The 20,101-nt window shown below is 59.6% G+C and carries 18 protein-coding genes; 8 read left to right on the forward strand and 10 right to left on the reverse strand.

Features of this window, described 5'->3' with window-relative positions:
* Positions 1-6: 6 nt before the first annotated feature.
* The 4 genes from ACQZ48_RS12905 to hemN all read right to left on the reverse strand — a co-directional run bounded on the left by ACQZ48_RS12905 (position 7) and on the right by hemN (position 3,726).
* Entirely contained in the window at positions 7-1,203 is a 1,197-nt protein-coding gene (locus ACQZ48_RS12905) for a beta-ketoacyl-ACP synthase (RefSeq protein WP_271366243.1), read from the reverse strand.
* 209 nt (positions 1,204-1,412) lie between these two features.
* On the reverse strand, positions 1,413-1,892 hold the full coding sequence (locus ACQZ48_RS12910; protein WP_137410427.1) for a 3-hydroxyacyl-ACP dehydratase FabZ family protein: 480 nt from the start codon (positions 1,890-1,892) through the stop codon (positions 1,413-1,415).
* 85 nt (positions 1,893-1,977) lie between these two features.
* Complete coding sequence (locus ACQZ48_RS12915; protein ID WP_003495848.1) at positions 1,978-2,262, reverse strand: acyl carrier protein; 285 nt, start codon at positions 2,260-2,262, stop codon at positions 1,978-1,980.
* Between the two features lie 114 nt (positions 2,263-2,376).
* Positions 2,377-3,726 (reverse strand): oxygen-independent coproporphyrinogen III oxidase, encoded by a 1,350-nt coding sequence (hemN, locus tag ACQZ48_RS12920; protein ID WP_448728875.1) that lies wholly within the window; start codon positions 3,724-3,726, stop codon positions 2,377-2,379.
* A gap of 213 nt (positions 3,727-3,939) precedes the next feature.
* Between hemN and fnrN the strand changes: the two genes are divergently transcribed.
* Positions 3,940-4,665: a transcriptional regulator FnrN gene (fnrN, locus tag ACQZ48_RS12925; RefSeq protein ID WP_077982228.1), complete on the forward strand. Its 726-nt coding sequence runs from the start codon at positions 3,940-3,942 to the stop codon at positions 4,663-4,665.
* A gap of 522 nt (positions 4,666-5,187) precedes the next feature.
* On the opposite strand, the gene ACQZ48_RS12930 is transcribed toward fnrN, so the two are convergent.
* Positions 5,188-5,613: a hypothetical protein gene (locus ACQZ48_RS12930; RefSeq protein WP_271366239.1), complete on the reverse strand. Its 426-nt coding sequence runs from the start codon at positions 5,611-5,613 to the stop codon at positions 5,188-5,190.
* A 138-nt stretch (positions 5,614-5,751) separates the two neighbouring features.
* Here ACQZ48_RS12930 and ACQZ48_RS12935 point away from each other — a divergent pair, with 138 nt between their 5' ends.
* The 6 genes from ACQZ48_RS12935 to ACQZ48_RS12960 all read left to right on the forward strand — a co-directional run bounded on the left by ACQZ48_RS12935 (position 5,752) and on the right by ACQZ48_RS12960 (position 12,488).
* On the forward strand, positions 5,752-7,611 hold the full coding sequence (locus ACQZ48_RS12935; protein WP_448728876.1) for a PHA/PHB synthase family protein: 1,860 nt from the start codon (positions 5,752-5,754) through the stop codon (positions 7,609-7,611).
* 137 nt (positions 7,612-7,748) lie between these two features.
* Positions 7,749-8,468 (forward strand): DNA/RNA nuclease SfsA, encoded by a 720-nt coding sequence (gene sfsA / locus ACQZ48_RS12940; RefSeq protein WP_077982224.1) that lies wholly within the window; start codon positions 7,749-7,751, stop codon positions 8,466-8,468.
* A gap of 31 nt (positions 8,469-8,499) precedes the next feature.
* Entirely contained in the window at positions 8,500-9,339 is an 840-nt protein-coding gene (map, locus tag ACQZ48_RS12945; RefSeq protein WP_173989629.1) for a type I methionyl aminopeptidase, read from the forward strand.
* Positions 9,340-9,353: 14 nt separating this feature from the next.
* The gene (gene radC, locus ACQZ48_RS12950) at positions 9,354-10,187 is read left to right on the forward strand and encodes a RadC family protein (protein ID WP_173989159.1); all 834 of its coding nucleotides are present in this window, start codon (positions 9,354-9,356) and stop codon (positions 10,185-10,187) included.
* A 137-nt stretch (positions 10,188-10,324) separates the two neighbouring features.
* A complete protein-coding gene (locus ACQZ48_RS12955; protein ID WP_077982221.1) occupies positions 10,325-10,747 on the forward strand; it encodes a TadE/TadG family type IV pilus assembly protein in 423 nt (140 codons plus the stop codon).
* A 1-nt stretch (position 10,748) separates the two neighbouring features.
* Positions 10,749-12,488, forward strand: a complete 1,740-nt coding sequence (locus tag ACQZ48_RS12960; protein ID WP_448728877.1) for a TadG family pilus assembly protein — start codon at positions 10,749-10,751, stop codon at positions 12,486-12,488.
* A gap of 74 nt (positions 12,489-12,562) precedes the next feature.
* Here ACQZ48_RS12960 and ACQZ48_RS12965 read toward each other — a convergent pair whose 3' ends face one another.
* The 4 genes from ACQZ48_RS12965 to rpiA all read right to left on the reverse strand — a co-directional run bounded on the left by ACQZ48_RS12965 (position 12,563) and on the right by rpiA (position 17,006).
* Positions 12,563-13,939, reverse strand: coding sequence for a class II 3-deoxy-7-phosphoheptulonate synthase (locus ACQZ48_RS12965; protein WP_448728878.1), 1,377 nt, complete (start codon positions 13,937-13,939; stop codon positions 12,563-12,565).
* A gap of 249 nt (positions 13,940-14,188) precedes the next feature.
* Positions 14,189-15,577 carry a glutathione-disulfide reductase gene (gene gor / locus ACQZ48_RS12970; protein ID WP_448728879.1) on the reverse strand — a complete coding sequence of 463 codons (1,389 nt, stop codon included), beginning with the start codon at positions 15,575-15,577 and terminating at the stop codon, positions 14,189-14,191.
* A 147-nt stretch (positions 15,578-15,724) separates the two neighbouring features.
* Entirely contained in the window at positions 15,725-16,294 is a 570-nt protein-coding gene (locus ACQZ48_RS12975) for a DUF2059 domain-containing protein (protein ID WP_077982217.1), read from the reverse strand.
* Positions 16,295-16,310: 16 nt separating this feature from the next.
* Positions 16,311-17,006: a ribose-5-phosphate isomerase RpiA gene (gene rpiA, locus ACQZ48_RS12980; protein ID WP_077982216.1), complete on the reverse strand. Its 696-nt coding sequence runs from the start codon at positions 17,004-17,006 to the stop codon at positions 16,311-16,313.
* Between the two features lie 188 nt (positions 17,007-17,194).
* Here rpiA and ACQZ48_RS12985 point away from each other — a divergent pair, with 188 nt between their 5' ends.
* On the forward strand, positions 17,195-17,896 hold the full coding sequence (locus tag ACQZ48_RS12985; protein WP_191218584.1) for an HAD family hydrolase: 702 nt from the start codon (positions 17,195-17,197) through the stop codon (positions 17,894-17,896).
* 213 nt (positions 17,897-18,109) lie between these two features.
* On the opposite strand, the gene ACQZ48_RS12990 is transcribed toward ACQZ48_RS12985, so the two are convergent.
* Positions 18,110-20,005, reverse strand: coding sequence for a L,D-transpeptidase family protein (locus tag ACQZ48_RS12990; RefSeq protein WP_210256905.1), 1,896 nt, complete (start codon positions 20,003-20,005; stop codon positions 18,110-18,112).
* Between the last annotated feature and the right edge of the window lie 96 nt (positions 20,006-20,101).

Here is a 20,101-nt window from a genome sequence, read left to right on the forward strand (position 1 = left end):
TTCTCCTCAAACGTCGCGGGACAGAACGGCGACACCTTCGCCGCGCACATGGCCGACGGTGGTGACAACGGCCTCGGTGGCCACCTCGCCCATTGGCTTTTCCGCAGCCGCATCGAAGGTAGGAACCTTCGCACCGCTTTCAAGCGTCAGCGCCGCCAGAGCGAGCCCGAGTGGAAACTGCGCCTCAAGTCCATGACCGGTGACACCGCCGAAACCACGAATGACCGAATTTGGCAGCACCTTGTCGAGAATGTCCTTCTCGCGGGCCGTTACGCCGTCATAACCGCTCGCGCCGGAAAATACGACGGTTGCCGCACTGTCCTTGGCGGGAGCAAGCAGCCGCTCCATGCGCTTTTCCATCTTGCCGTCATCGCGGCTGCCGCGGTCGCCCTCAATGGCGTCGATGCGGGCATAGATGCGCGCGCCACGCTCGCTGGCATGCTTGCGCGATTCCAGCACGAGGAAGGCGCCGAGCGAACCGGAAATCATGCCGCCGCCGTCCTGGTCGCCACGCGACCACAGCGGCTGCCAGCCACCCTGCGCGTGCGCGCCGATGGCTTCGAACAGCAGGATCATGTCGGGACGTTCGGCCGAGAAGGCGCCGCCGACAAGGGCGTGGCTCGATTCGCCGGAGCGGATGCGGTGAAACGCGGTTTCGACGGCGGAAATGCCGGCCGCCTCTTCGCCCATGAAGGTGCGGGAAGACCCGGTAACCTTGTGCACGATGGAGATATTGCCGGCCATCAGGTTGGAAAGCTGGGCGAGAAACAGCGTTGGCCGCAGTTCCGTCGTTAGCTTCTCGTTCAGCAGCTTTTCTCGGTCATTGCGCTTCAGCGCCTCATCGACGATCAGCGTATCGACATTGATGTCGCGCTCGCCGCCACCGGCGGCAACGATCATGTCCATGGTGGCGCAGGCTTCGGCATTTTCCTTCAGACCGGCATCGTCGAGCGCCAGACCGGCGGCAAAAACGCCGAGACGCTGCCAGTTTTCCATCTGGCGCTGGTCGCCGCGCTTGGCGATCTGCGCCGACCAGTCGATCTCCGGCATGGGATGGACCGGATAGGGCTTGAATTTTTCGGTCTCGACAATCGTCGCCGGCGCGGCGGCTCCAGAAAGAAGCGCCACATGCGCCTGGCTGCCAACGCCGTGACAGGTCACGATGCCGACCCCTGTTATCACCACATCATTGTCAGATTTCATCGTCTGTCATCCTTTGCAGCCGGCTCCGCCGAAACGGTCACGGCTATCCACAGCGGTTGCGAACAACCACTTCATGCGTTGCGGAATAAAGCGCGCGATGCGGATTGGCAATGGTGAAGGCCCGATCCACCGTCGCGAGCCCACGATTTTCATGTGTCAAAACCGGGCCGACGGGAAAAACGCTCCCCTTTTGAAACGGGCGGGAGCGCTTATTTCTGCGCATCCGCGGCAATCGCCGCCATCAGGCCGACTTCTTCGGCCCGCTTCTTGACGACAGGCCCAAGCGGAATTTCGCTGAACGGCATGGTACGCAGTTTCAGCTGCGCATCACAGACCTTCTTGCCGGCAGAGGTGATCTTCGCCTTGGTAACGGCAAAGCCCGAACCGTCATGCTCCAGCACCGCTTCGATATCAAGAACAGCGCCGGGCTCCACGAAGGTGCGCATCTTGGCGCCATCGACCGACATCAGGAACGGCATGGACGCGAAATCGGAAAATGCCAGAACCATCATGCCGGAGGCCTGCGCCATCGTCTCGATCAAGAGCACACCCGGAACCAGCGGCATGCCGGGAAAGTGGCCTTCGAAAACAGGGCTCTTGTCGGGAACGACGGACCGCGCCTTCAATGTGCGCGTCGCCATGTCCACGGCTTCGACCCTGTCGATCATCTGAAAATATTCAAGCAGCATCCGTCCGGCCCGTCTCTGGTCGGTTTAACCCGCCATGACGGCGGGCTTTAAAAAGAAATGCCCGCTTGATGCGGGCATTGTCAGATCAGCCCTTGGCAGCGCGCAATTCGTCGATCTTGGCGCAGAGGTTCTTCAGCACGAAGTATTCTTCGGTGGAAACCTTGCCTTCGTTGACTTCCTGCGTCCACTGCTCGAGCGGGATCTTGATGCCGAATTCCTTGTCGATGGCAAAAACGATATCGAGAAAGTCGAGGCTGTCGATGCCCAGATCGTCGATCGTGTGGCTCTCCGGCGTAATGGTTTCGCGGTCGATTTCGCTGGTTTCGGCGATAATGTCGGCAACCTTGTCGAATGTAGCTGTCACGCCCATAATCCTTATTGTCGTTCGTATGAATTATTCTTTCTGACGCACCACATAGGCAAGTCGCACAAAAAAGCCAATGGTTTCGTGACGTAACTTTGAAATTTGCCCCAAAACTGTTGCCTAAACAGCAACCGAATGACGGCCGCGTCCGTTACCGAGATAGGTGTCGAAGATTGCCGCGATGTTGCGCACGAACGGCTTTCCAGCCTCCGTCACGGCAAAAATATCGGCGTCCAGCCGCACCACGCCATCCCTGTCGCCTGCGGCAAACTGTTGCGCCTGGGCTCTCACGGAATGGCTCACCTTCCCGAAGCGGTGCTGCAAGTCCGAAAGATCGACAGAAAAATCGCACATCAGCCGCTCAATGACATGCGAACGCAGATGATCATCCCGCGATAACTCTATACCCTTCACGACGGCAAGGCCGCCCTCGCCCACCATGCGCTGATATTCGCCCGTCGCCACCATGTTCTGCACATAGCCCTGCGGCAATCGACCGATTGATGATGCACCAAGCCCGATCAGCGCATCGGCCGTGTCGGTCGTATAGCCCTGGAAATTCCGGCGCAGCGCACCCGCTTCGGCGGCCTGGCATAAGGTGTCCGCCGGCTTGGCGAAATGATCGATCCCGATCTCGCCGTATCCGGCCTGCCTCAGCATTTCGCCCGCCATCGTCATCTGACGATAACGCTCGGCAATGTCGGGCAGCGCGTGTTCGGGGATCAGCGACTGGTGTTTTTTCATCCACGGCACATGGGCATAACCGAAAAGCGCCACCCGGTCGGGATCGAGCGAGACGATCTGGTCCACGGTCTTCTTCAGCGTCTCGCAGGTCTGGAACGGCAACCCATAAAGAATGTCGCAATTGACGGAGTGAACACCCCTCGCCCGCACCGCATCAACGACGGATTTCGTCTGTTCGAAAGACTGGATGCGGTTGATGGTTTTTTGCACTTTGTCATCGAAGTCCTGAACCCCGAGGCTCGCCCGCGACATGCCGATGGCGGCAAGCGCATCGTAGCGGCTGTCATCCAGATCGTTGGGGTCCATCTCGACGCTGATTTCAGGTGCGAGCCCGAAAGTGAAATGACGCCGCAGACAGTCCATCAGGCTCTTTATGTCCTCCGGCTTCAGCATGGTGGGCGAGCCGCCGCCGAAATGCACGGCACTTACCACCACATCCGGCGAAACCAGCGCACCGACGGCTTCGATTTCCTGTTTAAGTGCTTCAAGATAAACGGCAATCGGCTCGTATTTCAGCGTGTGCTTGGTGTGGCAGGCGCAGAACCAGCACAGCCGGTCGCAATAGGGAATGTGCAGATAAAGCGACAGGCGATTCCTGTGACCGAGCGCGCCGAGCCAGCGGCGATAGATGCAATTATCGATTCCCTCGTGGAAATGCGGCGCGGTCGGATAGCTCGTGTAACGCGGCACTGCACCCGAATATTTGTGAAGAAGTTCGGTATTCATCGCCCGATTTGCCTTTTATCAAGAAAATGTCGATTTCCTCTCTCTCAGTAGCGGCTGCGACAGTTTGCAACTTTGACTTCAATCAAATTGCGCCGTAAGTTCTTGCTAAAGTAGACGCGGGGGCGACGGCTACGTGGCGAAAGCCTTGCATGAGACCGGATTTGACACCTACGGTCGCAATCGTCCTGAAAAAGCCAGCATTGGAAAAGGCTTATGGACACGCTGCAGAAGACCATCCACAATTCGGAAGAACCTGTCGTTTGTCGCTCCTGCGAGGCGCGCCATGGCGGGCTTTGCAGCAGCCTGACGCCGCAACAGCTTTGCGAGCTGAACCGCCATTCCAGCCGCAAGAAACTGGAAGCGGGCAATGAGCTTCTCGGTCAGGGCGAACTCGTCACCTCCTACGGCAATATTTTGAACGGCGTGGTGAAGCTGTCGAAAATGATGTCGGATGGCCGCCAGCAGATCGTCGGCCTGCAATTTGCACCGGACTTTCTCGGCCGCCCGTTCATGGCGGAAAGCAAGATGACGGCGGAAGCCGCAACCGATGTGGAGATTTGTCTCTTCCCGCGCCGCGTCGTCGACCGCATGGTTTCCGAAGTGCCCGATATGGAACGCAAGCTCCACAACCAGTCCCTGAAGGAACTGGACGAGGCGCGCGACTGGATGCTGACGCTCGGGCGCAAATCGGCGCAGGAAAAGGTTGCCAGCTTCCTTTATTTGATCGCCACCCATATCGACCCGGAAAACGACGACAAATCCTGCTTCGACCTGCCGCTCTCACGCGCCGATATCGCCGATTTCCTTGGCCTCACCATCGAAACAGTTAGCCGCCAAATGACCAAGCTGCGCAAGGAAGGCATTATCCGTATCGAGAACAATCGGCATATCACCGTGCCTCATCTCAACGCGCTGAGCGAAGCCGCGGGCAACGACTGACGGAATTCGTCCTCTCACCGGCCCTGAAGCACAGGTGTTCCGAAGTTGATGTCCGGTGCCCGCGCCTGAGCGGGTGCAAGCGCAAAACCGGCAAGAACCAGCAAAGCGGCGATGCATTTCATGATATTTCACCCCGTGCCCCGCTTTTTTAAGCGGCCTGTTTGTTATGGCTGCATCATAGCGGCAAACCGCATCCATCCGCTTAAGATCTTGGGTAAGCGGATAGTTCAAAGGCAGGGTAAAGAAGGGGTTAGGATTGCCGGACGGCGCGCGCCGTCTAATGTCTTTACGGAAGGCTGGGCATCGCCACAAGTTTCTTCTCCCCGCCGGGGAGAAGGTGGCCCGAAGGGTCGGATGAGGGGGCAAGCTCGCGGGTTATCACTACCCTCGCCCCTTCATCCCGCTGCCGCGACCTTCTCCCCGGCGGGGAGAAGAAACAAGCGGCAATCGTTCGTTCCATTGGGGGGATGTGAAGACGTTAAAGCGCAGTCTAGCGAACCGCGTCAAATGCCCGGCATGATCTCACTGCGAAGCGGCAGGTGTCGCAACCGGCTTCTGGTTTTCGGCGAGCGCCCGCAATTCGGCAACCCGGCGATTATATTCAGCTTCGGAAATCTGCCCGTTTTTCCGCGCCGCGCCGAGACGCGAGAGGTTTGCTTCCATGGTGGAAGCCTCATCCTCACCCATCTGGGTGCCGGCGGCCGTCAGCGGTTGGGCGAAAGTGGGATAGGTGCCGGTGTTGCGCTTCTGGCTGACCGCCGTGTCGCTGACCGGGCGCGGGCCGACGATTTCGGCCGTCGGGCGGCGCATATGGGCGGGCGCGACGATCGGCTCCGGAGCCTTGCAGGCGGCAAGCGTGGCGGCGAGCATTACGCCGGAGAGCGAAAGAACACCGATTCTTGCCGCATTTTCCGCATATGTTCCCCATGTCCCCATGTGCTTGCCCATCGTCATGTTCCGCCTGTAAGGATATCGCCGATATCGAATTCGACTGCGGTTCGGCCCTTTGCGGCCTCCCCTTGCTGGTGGAACTTGTATTCGTTTTCATGCAGAATGTGCAAACACAAATTTGGTGGAGGATGGCGCATGGCAGGTGTTGACGGCGGCGGTGAGAAAAAGGGCGGCAAAACGCCCGGCTTCGACGCCAGTTCCGCCGAGGCCTACCTGATCCGCGACCCGGAAACCTTCGCGATCAACATCGCCCGTGCGCTCGAAAATCTCGGCAAAGCCGCCTCAGAATGGCTGGCACCGCGCGAACGCGGTGACATCCCCCAAACCAGCGCCGATCCTGTGACCGATCTGGTCAAGACGCTGTCCGATGTCGCCGAATATTGGATGGCCGAACCGAAGCGGTCACTGGAGGCGCAGACCCACCTGCTTTCCAGCTACTACGATCTGTGGACGAAATCGCTGGCGCAATTTTCCGGCAACGCCCATTCGCCCCCGGAAAATGTGGCCGAAAGCGGGCCTGCACAACGCAGAAGCAAGCGTTTTGCCGATGCCGACTGGCAGACGAATCCGTTCTTCGATTTCCTGCTGAAAGCCTACCAGACCACGGTCGGTTTCGCCGACCGGATGGTGACGGAAGCCGATGGGCTGGATGAGCATACCCGCACCAAGGCGCTGTTTTACATGCGGCAGGTGACGGAGGCGCTTTCGCCCGCCAATTTCGTCTTCACCAATCCGCAGGTCTTCCGCGAAACGGTCGCCTCCAGCGGTGCCAACCTCGTCAAGGGCATGGCGCAACTGGCCGAGGATGTCGCGGCCGGCAACGGTCACCTGAAACTGCGCCAGACCGACTACAGCAAATTTGTCATCGGCCAGAATATCGCCGTCACACCAGGCAAGGTGGTGGCAAAAAGCCCGCTCTGCGAAATCATCCATTATGCCCCGACAACGGAAAAGGTCTTCAAGCGGCCGCTGCTGATCGTCCCGCCCTGGATCAACAAATTCTACATTCTCGATCTCAACCCGCAGAAATCCTTCGTCGGCTGGTGCCTTGAACAGGGCCACAGTGTGTTCATGGTCTCCTGGATCAACCCGGATGCGCGACTCGCCGACAAGGGTTGGGATGATTACGTCCGCGAAGGCATCGATTTTGCGCTCGACACTATCGAGGAGCGGACCGGTGAAAAGGACATCAACGCCATCGGTTATTGCGTCGGCGGCACGCTGTTATCCTCGGCGCTGGCGCTGCATGCGCAGCAAGGCGATGAGCGCATCCGCAGCGCCACGCTACTGGCCGCCCAGACCGATTTCACCCATGCCGGCGATCTCAAGGTCTTCATCGATGAAGGCCAGCTGGCGGCGCTGGACAAGCACATGCAGGCGGTCGGTTATCTCGATGGCTCGATCATGGCGACCGTATTCAACATGCTGCGCGCCTCCGATCTCATTTGGCCCTATGTGGTCGATAACTACCTGCGCGGCGCCGAGCCCCTGCCCTTCGATCTGCTCTACTGGAACTCCGATTCGACCCGGGTGACCGCCGCCAGCCACTCGTTTTATCTGCGCAATTGTTATCTCGAGAACAATCTCGCCCGTGGGCTGATGCGGGTCGCCGGCAAGCGGATCAATCTCGGCGATATCAAAATCCCGGTCTATGATCTCGCCACCCGCGACGACCATATCGCGCCGGCGAAATCGATTTTCACGGGGGCCGCGCTGTTCGGCGGGCCGGTCAAATTCGTGCTCGGCGCATCCGGCCATATCGCAGGCGTTATCAATCCGCCGCAGCTTGAAAAGTACCAATATTGGACAGGCCCATCACCGGCCGGTGACTTCGACGCCTGGCAGGCCGCCGCCACCGCCCATAAGGGCTCCTGGTGGGTCCACTGGCAGAACTGGATCGAAAGCCAGAATGCCGAAAGGGTGAAGGCGCGAAAACCGGGGGACGGCAAGCGGCCCGTGCTCGGCGATGCGCCGGGAACCTACGTCCTTTCGTAGGATGACGGCGAAAAAGATGGCCACACACGACAGAAAGGTGTCTTCCCCCGGCGTTCACCTCATCCTCATTCCTGTAAAAAGCACAGGGATGAGGGATAAAAGACCCCGCAAACACACACGCTTATCTTCAAGGCATCATGTTCTTCACACCCCCGCTTATTCCCGCAACGTTGATTTCCCGCTACAAGCGTTTCCTCTTCGATGCCGTTCTGGAAGACGGCACGGCGATCACCGGCTCCTGCCCCAATACCGGCTCGATGCGCGGGCTGACGACACCGGGCTCCCGCATATGGCTTTCCGAACATGACAGCCCCACGCGCAAGTACCGGCACATGCTGGAAATGGTCGAGGCCGATGGCACTACGGTCGGCATCAATACCGGCATGCCGAACCGGCTGACGGAAGAGGCGATCCTGAACGGCCGAATCCCCGAACTTGCCGGCTATTCGACGATCCGGCGCGAACAGAAATACGGCCGCAATTCCCGCATCGATTTTCTCCTATCCGAACCCGGCCGTCCGGATGCCTATGTGGAAGTCAAGAACGTGCATTTCATGCGCGAGCAAGGCCTCGCCGAATTTCCCGATACCGCCACCAAACGCGGTGCCAAGCACCTGGACGAGCTGGGTGACGCAGCGGAAGCAGGTTACCGTTCGGTGATGCTCTATCTTATCCAGCGCGACGATTGCGACCGGATGCGCATCTGCGACGATCTCGATCCCGTTTATGCGCTGGCGTTTCAGCGGGCAATAGTGCGCGGCGTGGAGGCCTATGCGGTGAAATGCACGGTCTCGCCCTCACAAATTTCGGTCAGCGGAACGGTTAAGATGGACGAATGGCGTCCGGCTGTTTTATGAACAGGAACGTAAAGACACAGAAAGCACTATGATGGTCACCTATATCGACGCAGCCTCCGCCCCCCTCAAGAATACCGGCGTCATCCGCCTCTATACGCCTGAGGATTTCGACGGGATGCGCAAGGCGTGCCAGTTGACGGCCCGCTGCCTCGATGAACTGGCGGCCATCGTCAAGCCGGGTGTGACGACCGACGCCATCGACCGTTTCGTCTTCGAATTCGGCGCCGACCACGGTGCGCTGCCGGCGACGCTGAATTATCGCGGTTATACGAAGTCCGTCTGCACCTCGATCAACCACGTCGTCTGCCACGGTATTCCGGATGAAAAGCCGCTGCGTGAGGGCGATATCGTCAATATCGACGTGACCTATGTGCTGGACGGCTGGCATGGCGATTCGAGCCGCATGTATCCGGTCGGCCAGATCAAGCGTGCGGCAGAACGCCTGATGGAAGTGACCTATGAATGCCTGATGCGCGGTATCGCAGCTGTAAAGCCCGGTGCGCGCACCGGCGCCATCGGCGCGGCCATCCAGGCCTATGCGGAAGCGGAGCGCTGCTCTGTCGTGCGTGATTTCTGCGGCCATGGCGTCGGACGCCTGTTCCACGATACGCCCAACATCCTGCATTACGGCCAGCCGGAAGAAGGGCCGGAAATCCGCGAAGGCATGATCTTCACCATCGAGCCGATGATCAATCTCGGCAAACCGCATGTGAAGGTGCTTTCGGACGGCTGGACCGCGGTGACGCGTGACCGCTCCCTCTCCGCGCAATATGAACATGCCGTCGGCGTCACGGCCACCGGCTGCGAAATCTTCACGCTGTCACCGGGTGGTTTTGATCGTCCGGGCTTGCCGCCGCTTCCCCCCGCATAAGGCCAGACCCGCCCATGGCAAAACGCCCCGCCCCGCCTTCCGCCGATCTCTCCAAAACTCCCGGCTTTCAGGCGGGCGAAGGCGATCTGTTCGACGGAGCGGATGAGCGCGGCTTTTTTGCCGAACCGCGAAGCGGCGCGAAAAGGCCGGCAGCCATCGTCGAACAAGAAACCGATGCCGCCCACTATCACGGACATCGCGAGCGGCTGCGCGCGCGTTATCGCGATGGCGGTGACACAGCCCTTGCCGATTACGAATTGCTGGAGCTTCTTCTCTTCCGGCTGATCCCGAGGCGCGATACCAAACCCATTGCCAAGGCCCTGATCGCCCGTTTCGGAACGCTTGGCGGCGTGCTCGGCGCGCCCTTGCCGTTGTTGCAGGAGGTGAAGGGCGTGGGCGAAACCGTGGCGCTCGATCTGAAGCTCATCGCCTCCGTTTCCCAGCGTATGCTGAAAAGCGAGATCCGCAACAAGCAGGTGCTTAGCTCCTGGTCCTCGGTCATCGATTATTGCCACGCCGCCATGGCCCATGAAACGCGCGAACAGTTCCGCGTCCTGTTCCTCGACAAGCGCAACGTCCTGATCGCCGATGAGGTGCAGGGTCAAGGAACCGTGGATCATACACCAGTCTACCCGCGCGAAGTGGTGCGCCGCGCCCTTGAGCTTTCATCTACTGCTTTGATTTTAATACATAATCACCCAAGCGGAGACCCGACCCCTTCGCGCGCGGATATCGAGATGACCAAGACCATCGTCGATACGGCAAAGCCGCTCGGCATCACCGTCCACGACCACATCATCATCGGCAAGGACGGTCACGCCAGCTTCAAAGGCCTTCGGTTGATCTGAAGAAAACGCGAAAGTTTAACGCGAGCTGCAACCCATAGAGGCGACATCAACACAAAATTAACACCTATAAATTAGCATTTCCGAAAATAATAAATCAAGGCATCGAACCTTGATGCCAAAAGGAACGGGGGTGCTTTATGTTTAATGGAGTGCGTTTCTTTCGCGATAGATCTGGCTCGTCTGCTGTCGAGTTCGCCATCGTCGCACCGATATTCTTTCTCGTCCTGCTCACCATGATCGCCTATGGCATTTATCTTATGGCGGCCTATTCGGTGCAGCAGATCGCCGCCGACGCGGCGCGGACGGCGGTTGCCGGCCTCAATACGACCGAGCGCCAGCAGCTTGCCCGGGATTTCGTCACAAAAAGCGACCTCAGTTACGCCTTCATGGACAAGAGCCGCTTCACCGTCGATGTCGCCACCGATCCCGCCAATGCCAACCAGTTTACGGTGAAGGTTGAATATGACGCCCGCGATCTGCCGATCTGGAGCCTCTACAGCTACACCCTGCCCGAACCGGTCATCCGGCGTTTTTCCACCATCCGGATCGGAGGAGTATGACATGCGAGATATTCATTCACTGCTTCCGCGCTTCCTGAAAGATAGAACGGGCAATATCGCCATTTCGGCGGGGCTCACCGCACCGCTTTTCATTGGCATATTGGCGCTCGGTGTCGATTACGGTTATCTGACATTGCAGAAACGGCAATTGCAGCAAACCGCCGATCTCGCCGCCATCTCGGCGGCAGCCAACGCCACGGACGCCGAAAAGGCGGTCCAGCAATATTTCGCCCTCAACGGCATGGATCTCGGCGTCAAGACCGACAAGGGTCTTTTGACCGAAAAGGGCCTGCAACCCTTCGATCCCCAGAATGAATTCGCCAGCAGCAAGGGTTATGCCGAAGTCATCAAGGGGCACTACGAGCCGGATGCGACAGTCCCGGTCGGCCAGCGTTTCGTCGATAACGCCCTGCCCACCAATGCGATCAAGGTGAACATCGTCGAACAGGGGCAGATATTCTTCGCTTCCGCCTTCACCACGCCCCCGAAGGTTTCGGCGGTTGGAACGGCCTCAGCGCAGAAGATCGCGGCATTTTCAGTGGGATCGCGGCTGGCGAGCCTTGATGAGGGAATTCTCAACAGCCTGCTCGGCGGCCTTCTCGGCACCACGGTGTCGTTGAAGGTCATGGATTACCAGGCGCTTCTCGCCGCCGATGTCAATGCGCTGAAGATCGTTGAGGCGCTGGCCATCGATCTCAACCTCACCGCCGGCACCTATAAGGATGTGTTGCAGACGGAAATCAGCTACGGCAAATTCCTCGACGTGCTGACGAAAACCTCCGGCCTGCAGCCGGCGGTCGTCAACATTTTGAATACGCTGCAAAAAGCGGTCAACAAGAGCAACGTCAAGATCAAGCTCGAAGAAATCCTCAATCTCGGCCCCTTCTCCGACAAGCTGATCGGCACGGGTGAAAACCTCAAGGTCACCGCCGGCGTCTTCGATCTCATCAACGCCGCCGCCGTAGCGGGCAATGGCGGCAACCAGCTGGGCCTTAATCTCAACGCCAATCTTCTCGGCCTCGCCTCGGTCAAGGCAACGCTTGCCATCGGTGAACCGCCCGTCGAAACGCCATCGCTCGCCGTCGGTGGTCAGGGCACCATCGTGCGCACCGCGCAGACCCGGCTTGCGGTCAATGTCGTGGTCGATGGCCTGCAGGCCATTGCCGGTCTCAAGGTCAATCTCCCGCTTTATGTGGAAGTCGCCCATGCCGAAGCCCGGCTCGCCGATATCAGATGCACCGGCGGCGGACAGGGCACGGTGGACGTGGAAGTCGTTCCCGGCGTTGCGGAAATCGCACTCGGCAATGTCGATACCTCGGCCTTTGCCAATTTCGGCAGGGATCCGCGCGTGACCAAGGCAGCCATCGTGGATTCGGCACTGCTTGCCATTAACGGCAGCGCCCTCATCAATGCCACCAATATGACAAAGACGAAGCTAACCTTCACGCAGTCGGATATTACACAGGCCAAGATCAAGAGCGTCTCGACCAAAGACACCGTCACGACGCTGGTCAGTTCGCTGTTGAAGAACCTCAACCTCGATATCAGGCTTTTTTTCATCAACCTTGATCTGGGGGGCCTCGCGGTCATCCAGTCGGCGCTGGCCAACACGCTGGCGACGGTCACAGCGCCGGTCGATCAACTGCTCTACAATGTGCTTCTGGTTCTCGGCGTCAAGATCGGCGAAGCGGACGTTCGGGTGACCGATGTCCGCTGCCAGCAGCCCGCGTTGGTTCAGTAATCTGGCACCACGCACGAAAAAGCCGCCGGATGGTCTCCCGGCGGCTTTTTTGTTTTATGTGCTCATTGCCTGGATCAGGCGTTGGCAATCGCCAGACGCTTCTCGTCGCGGCCGCTCTTCATGCGCTCGGATAGCAGGAATGCCAGTTCCAGCGCCTGATCGGCGTTGAGGCGCGGGTCGCAATGGGTGTGGTAACGGTCGGACAGCGAATCCGCCGTCACGGCGCGCGCGCCACCGGTGCATTCCGTCACGTCCTTGCCGGTCATCTCGATGTGGATGCCGCCCGGATGTGTGCCTTCGGCGCGATGGATCTGGAAGAAGCTTTCGACTTCCGAAAGGATCCGCTCGAACGGACGCGTCTTGTAGTGATTGAGCGTGATGGTGTTGCCATGCATCGGATCGCAGGACCACACGACCTTGCGGCCCTCCTTCTCCACCGTACGGATGAGCTTCGGCAGGCTGTCCGCCACCTTGTCATGGCCGAAACGGCAGATCAGCGTCAGGCGGCCGGCCTCGTTCGCCGGGTTCAGCGCGTCGATCAGTTCGATCAGATTGTCAGGCGTCAGCGACGGACCGCATTTCAGACCGATCGGGTTCTTGATGCCGCGGAAATATTCCACATGCGCATGGTCGAGCTGACGTGTGCGGTCGCCGATCCAAAGCATGTGTCCAGAGGTCGCGTACCAGTCGCCGGACGTTGAATCGACACGGGTAAGCGCCTCTTCGTAACCGAGAAGCAGCGCTTCATGGCTGGTGAAGAAGTCGGTCTCGCGCAGGCTCGGATTGCTGTCCGCGCTAATGCCGATCGCCTTCATGAAATCCATGGTTTCGGAAATCCGGTCGGCCAGTTTGCGGTAACGATCCGCCTGCGGGCTGTCCTTGATGAAGCCGAGCATCCACTGGTGAACGTTTTCGAGATTGGCATAACCGCCCATCGCGAAAGCGCGCAGCAGGTTCAGCGTCGCAGCGGACTGGCGATAGGCGTCGAGCTGGCGCTCCGGGCTCGGAATGCGCGAGGCTTCGTTGAATTCGATACCGTTGATGATGTCACCGCGGTAGGACGGCAGCGAAACGCCATCCTGCACTTCAACATTGGAAGAGCGCGGCTTGGCGAACTGACCGGCAATGCGGCCGACCTTCACGACGGGCAGCTGCGCGCCATAGGTCAGCACGACGGCCATCTGCAGGAACGCGCGGAAGAAGTCGCGGATGTTGTCTGCACCGTGCTCGAGGAAGCTTTCGGCGCAATCGCCGCCCTGCAGCAGGAAAGCGTTGCCTTCGGCCACATTGGCGAGCTGTTTCTTCAGGCGGCGGGCTTCGCCGGCAAACACCAACGGCGGGTAAGTCGCAAGCGTGGCTTCCGTTGCCGCAAGCGCTGCCGCATCCGGATATTCGGGAACCTGCTGGATCGGTTTCTGCCGCCAGCTGCCGGGGGTCCAATTCTGTGCCATGTTCTTAACCCTTTTTTCGCCCGCGCGACGTCGCGCGGCCGCCTCGAAAAATTGAGCGGCTTATAGCTCCAAGCATCGGCTTTGCATAGCCGATGTCAGGGCTAACAGGCTCATTCTGCCCGTTTTGGGCGCTCCAGACGCACAAAAGTCAATTCAAACGATTTAACAACCCCGCCGCCATTCGAAAACTTCGCTTTCAAAGGGCGGCAGGCTGATGGGGGCGGCGATTATGTCACGCCTGTACCGGCGTTACACACGCTCGCCATTCACCACGCGGTAGCTCGGCGAATACATCGTCACCAGCTCTTCGGCGGCCGTCGGATGAACCGCCATGGTGCGGTCGAAATCATCCTTGGTGCAGCCGGCTTTCAGCGTGATGCCGAGAAGCTGCGCCATCTCTCCCGCCTCATGGCCGAGAATATGCGCGCCGACGACTTTACGGTCGCTAGCATTGACGATCAGCTTCATGATCGTCTTTTCCTGACGGCCGGACAACGTCGCCTTCATCGGCCGGAACTGTGCGCGATAAACTTCCAGTTCCGGATATTTCTTGCCCGCTTCCTCTTCCGAAAGACCGACGGTGCCGATCTCCGGCTGCGAGAACACCGCCGTTGCGATCAGCTCGTGATCCGGCTTCGTGGGGTTGTTCTTGTATTCGGTCTCGATGAAGCACATGGCCTCGTGGATCGCCACCGGCGTCAGTTGTACCCGGTCGGTGACGTCGCCCAGCGCGAAGATACCAGGCACGTTGGTGCGCGAGTAATCATCAACGATGATCGCGCCCCGCGCATCCAGCTTCACACCGGCGTTTTCGAGACCGAGGCCCTTGGTGTTCGGATCTCGCCCGAGCGCCAGCATCACCAGACCGACATGCAGCGAGCTACCCTGTTTGGTGCGCGCCACGAAACCGCCCGCACCATCCTTGCTGACTTCCTCGATGATGTCTTCGAGAATGATGCGGATGCCCTTGGCCTCCATCGCCTCATGCAGACCCTTGCACATGTCGTGATCGAACCGCGAGAGGATTTCCTTGCCGCGGTAAATCAGTGTCGTTTCAACGCCGAGCCCATGGAAGATATTGGCGAATTCGACAGCGATATAACCGCCGCCGGCAATCAGGATCGATTTCGGCAGTTCTTCCAGATCGAAGGCCTCGTTGGAGGAGATCGTCAGCTCATGGCCAGGCAGCGCCTTGTGCTCGTTCGGCGTGCCGCCGACAGCGATCAGGATACGCTCGGCGGTGAAGGTCTCGCCGGTTTTTGTCAGCTTCACGGTATGGGCGTCGACCAATTCCGCCCGGCTGTCGAAAATATCGGCCTTGGCGTTTTCCAGACCCTTGCGGTAGAGCCCCTCGAGACGGGTGATTTCCTTGTCCTTGGCAGCGATAAGCTTCTTCCAGTCGAAGCTGCGCTCGCCGACGCTCCAGCCAAATCCTTCCGAGTCCTCGAAATGCTCCGGAAATTGCGAGGCATAAACGAACAGCTTCTTCGGCACGCAGCCGCGGATGACGCAGGTTCCGCCATAGCGATATTCCTCGGCGATCGCCACGCGCTTGCCGAGCGAGGCCGCCACACGGCCGCTGCGCACGCCGCCGGAACCGCCACCGATGACGAAAAGATCGTAGTCATAAGCTGTCATAGTCAAAACCCCTGATCAAAACCGCCGTCCTCAGCCTCGAGACGGGCGGCGGCGCATTCACGGCACATATAGGTGCTGCGACGCACAAATGAAAAGCCCGGTCTTGCGGCCGGGCTTTGAATATTTCTGAATTGTCCGTTCACCCAATCAGGGCTTGGGAGCCGCCGGAGCGCCGCCCGTGGCGTTCTGATCGGCCGGAAGCGGCTTCAGATCGGCGCCGGCAACCTTCTGCAGTTCCGACATGCTGGAAGCGTTGAGGTCGCGGTTGATGCCGGCGGCCCAGATATCGGCGGCCTTCATCAGTTCGCGCGTGGCGATCGGGCCATCCTTCAGGAGCTTCTTGCCGGCTTCGCTGCTGTAGAAGGTGGAAATGGCGTTCAGCTCTTCAACGGTGAAGGCGCGCGCATAGGTGAGCGCTGCTTCGCGCTCCAGATCGGCGCGGCGCGGCGCAAGCTCGAGAGCCTTCGCGTCAACAGTCTCGGTGATCGCATCCTGAACGTTCGGCGAAGCCTGAATGAGTTCGGCCTTCAGACGCTCCGCCAGACCCGGCAGAATGTCGTCGAAACGGTCGGTAACGCCAAGAGAAGTGATCGCCTGCCGTGCGGCGGCGATATGCGCTTCCGAAATTTCCTGGGCGCGTGCGGCAGTACCGAACGCGATGCCGGAAATGAGGATCGAAGCAGCGGCAGCTTTGCCCAGTCCCGCTAGTTTGACCATGAAAATCTCGCTCCTGTTATACTGCCTGCATCACGCGGGCGCCTTCAGGACCCGCGATAATGGCAAGCGATGCCAAATTTATGAAAAGTCCGTGCTCGACGACACCGGGAATCGTGTTCAGCTCGCGTGCTAGCGCTTCTGCATCAGGAATACGGCCAAAAGATGCGTCGAGGATAAGGTGCCCGCCATCGGTCATGAAGGCGCCGTCGCCGGAAGAGCGCAGCGCAAGCGTGCCGGAAAGCCCGGAACGCGACGCCAGTTTTTCGATGGCGATACGCGTCGCCACCTGGCCGAAAGGGTTGATTTCGATGGGAAGCGGAAAAGCGCCCAGCGTCTCCACCACCTTGCTCTGGTCGGCGATCACAATCATGCGGGCGGATGCCGCCGCAACGATCTTTTCGCGCAGAAGCGCGCCGCCGCCGCCCTTGACGAGGCGCAGCGCATGATCGACCTCATCCGCACCGTCGATGGTCAAATCCAGTTCCGGCAATTCATCCAGCGATTTCAGCGGAACGCCAAGCTCGACGCACAGGCGCGCGGTGCGCTCGGATGTCGGCACGCCCTCGACCTTGAGCCCTGCCGCGACCTTCTCGGCCAAAAGCCTGACGAATTCCTCGGCCGTCGAGCCCGTGCCGATACCGAGCCGCATCCCATCCTGTACATGGGACAATGCGGCCTCGGCGGCCTTGATCTTCATCTGGCGGGCATCCATGTGCCTGAAACTCCGGTAGCTTTATCGTCGCCGTGCTGTTTACACGGGTCGAAAGCCAAACGAAAGCCTTTTTCAAGGCAACGAACAGAACGTTGTCGTGTGCTTGCAAAGACAGGTCCATTTGCCTAGGCTTGACCCCAATGAAAGAATAAAAAGTTCAGCCCCGCGTTCCCCAAGAGGTCGTTTCCTTGACACCCCGCCCGCTCTCCCCGCTCGCCATTTTCGATCTCGACGGCACGCTGGTCGACACCGCCGCCGATCTTATTGCCAGCCTCAACCACACGATTGCCATCGCAGGGCTTGCGCCGGTCACTTATGAGGACATCACTCATCTCGTCGGCCAGGGTGCACGCGTAACGATCAAACGCGCCTTCGCTCTGCGGGAAAAGGAACTGCCGGAGGCAGGACTGGAACCGCTCTACGAACGGCTGATAGAGCATTACCGCGCAGAGATGCCCGGAAAAAGCCGCCCCTATCCGGGCATTGTCGAGACGCTGGACGCACTCTCGCAAGCCGGCATCACGCTTGCCGTCTGCACCAACAAGACCGAAGTTCTCGCCCGTCCGCTGCTCGAAGAACTTGATCTTATGAAGTACTTTGCCGCGCTTACCTGTGGCGACAGTTTCGAATTCCGAAAGCCTGACGCGCGCCATATCCTGGGCACCATCGAAAGAGCCGGCGGCGACCCTGAGCGCACGATCATGGTCGGCGACAGCATCAACGACATCCTGGCCGCTAGGAACGCCAGTATCCCCTCCATCGGTGTTACCTTCGGCTACACGGACGTGCCGATGGCCGAGCTCGAACCGGATGTCGTGATCGACAATTTCGCAGCTCTGACACCAGCGCTCTTTGAAAAGCTGGTCGCCAAGGGGGCAGCGGCGGCTTGAGGGAGCGGCAGGAGAAACCGGACGACATAAAAGCAGACAGCGCTGAATGAGGATGATGCCCCCCTCACCCTCGACGTCATCCTCGGCCTTGTGCCGAGGATCTAATTGCGTCCTATAAATTGAGGCGTTGCAGATGCTCGGGACAAGCCCGAGCATGACGGAAGAGAGAATTGAGCACCGTCGCCTGCGCTTTTTCTCTCGGTGATATTTCCATCAGATCGACGCAGCCCGCGCCTTGGTCGTCACGGCAAAGGCCTTCTGCACATAGCTGTCACGATCATAGACATCGTCAAAGAACTGCACCTTGCCGTCCTTGTCCGGCCACGCGGTGAAATAGGCCACGTAGACCGGAATCTTCTCCGGCACCTGAACGGCGCGGTTCTTGCCCGACGCGATCTGCTCGCCGACCTTGTCGACGCTGGTGCCAAGAACGGCAGCGGCCATGCGGCGCGGATCGACGAGGCGGATACAGCCGTGGCTCAGCGCCCGCATGTCGCGGTTGAAGAAGCTCTTGGCAGGCGTGTCATGCATGTAGATGGCATGTGCATTGGGGAACAGGATTTTCAGATCGCCCAACGCATTGTCGCTGCTCGGCGGCTGGCGCACGGAAACGGCGTTGGTGGAGCCATACCAGTTGACGCTGGTGGAAGAGACCGCACGGCCGCCCACCTGCACTTCGTAACCGAGCCGGTCGAGATAGGACGGATCGCGGCGTAGCTTCGGCAGCATCTCGTTGACGATGATCGACTGCGGCACACCCCAATAGGGGTTGAACTCGACAGTCTGGATCTGGTCCTGAAAGAAATAGGTCTGGTTGGCCTTGGAGCCGACGACCACCTTCATACCGAACTGCTCCACGCCGTCATTGTGGTAGTAGGCCATGAACGCCGGCTGGTTGATGAAGACATAGCGCTGGCCGAGATCGGCCGGAAGCCAGCGGATCTGCTCCATGGCCACCTGCACCTTGGCGATCTTCGCGTCATTGCTTTCGCCGACCATGGCGCGCACGGTCGCGCGGCCGATAACGCCGTCCGGCTTCAGGCCGTTTTCGCTCTGGAACGCCTTCACCAGATCGACGAGATCGGGCGTATAGTCCGGCGTTTGCTGGTAAGCGGAAATGATTGCCGCATGCTCGGCCTTGAAGGCGGGCGAAGCGCGATGTTCGATGGCCATGACGACATTGGCCATATCCGCGCTGCTATTGCCCGGCTTTAGCAACAGATCGGCAGGAACGCGGACGACATGCGCTGCATCGCCCTCGTCGCGCAGGCGCGCAAGTTCAGACTTCAGCGCCAGATATTCGGCGCTCGACGGTTCGCGGCTGCGCAGATACGCGGCAACATCGGGGCTCAGGCCGGCAAGCTTCAGCACCGGTGCGAGGTTCACCGTCTTGCGCTTGAAATCGTGGTAGCCGGAAAGCCGGTTCGGATCGACACGGCCGCGGGTCGTATCCTGAACATAGGCCAGAACCTTGGCGGAAAGCGCCAGCTCGAACTGCATCTGGGCCCGCTGATAGGCGTCGGACACGGGCGCCGAGGCCATCTCCACCGTCGTAGCGGTTGCAGCCGCGCCGGAAGCATTGGTGATGCTGGCCGTCACATCCTTTGCCGGTGGCGAAATGCTGTAATCGGCCGGATCGAGGCCGCTTTCATCGACCGTCTCGAGAAAGGCGATGACAGCGTTGGCGCGCGCGGTCAGCTCGCCTTCCGAAACCCACAGCGTCTTGCCGCCGGCGCCGTAATAGGCTTCCAGTGCCTTGGCGATCTCAGGGGTGGCGCTGAACTTCAGATTGGCAAGGCCTTCACCGAAATTCGCCGTGTTTACCGCACGGGCCGAATCCGCCTTGTAGTTGTAATAGCGCGGGCCTGAAACACGCGGCAATGGCTCGGGATCGGAAGCATCGGCGCTTTGGCCCGCACTCGATCCGGAGGGTGAGGTAACGATGCCGGCCGGCGGCAACTCGCCGCGATCCCGCGCGATCTTACCGGGGCCACCGCGCAGGAGGTCCATCAACGTTACCGCCCCGGCACTGCCGGGAAGAGCGGTGGAAACGGAAAGACCGAGAGCCAGCACCAGTGCTGCCGATGTTTTTCCAGATGTGACTTGCAATTTGATCCTCGTAGCACCCAGCACCGCCAGCAAAAGGCGGGCATCAGTTTCATGCCTGTCTAGCCGATAGACGGCCAGTTGAAAAGAAAACGCGAA

The sequence above is a fragment of the Agrobacterium sp. 22-209-1 genome (genome assembly GCF_053522485.1).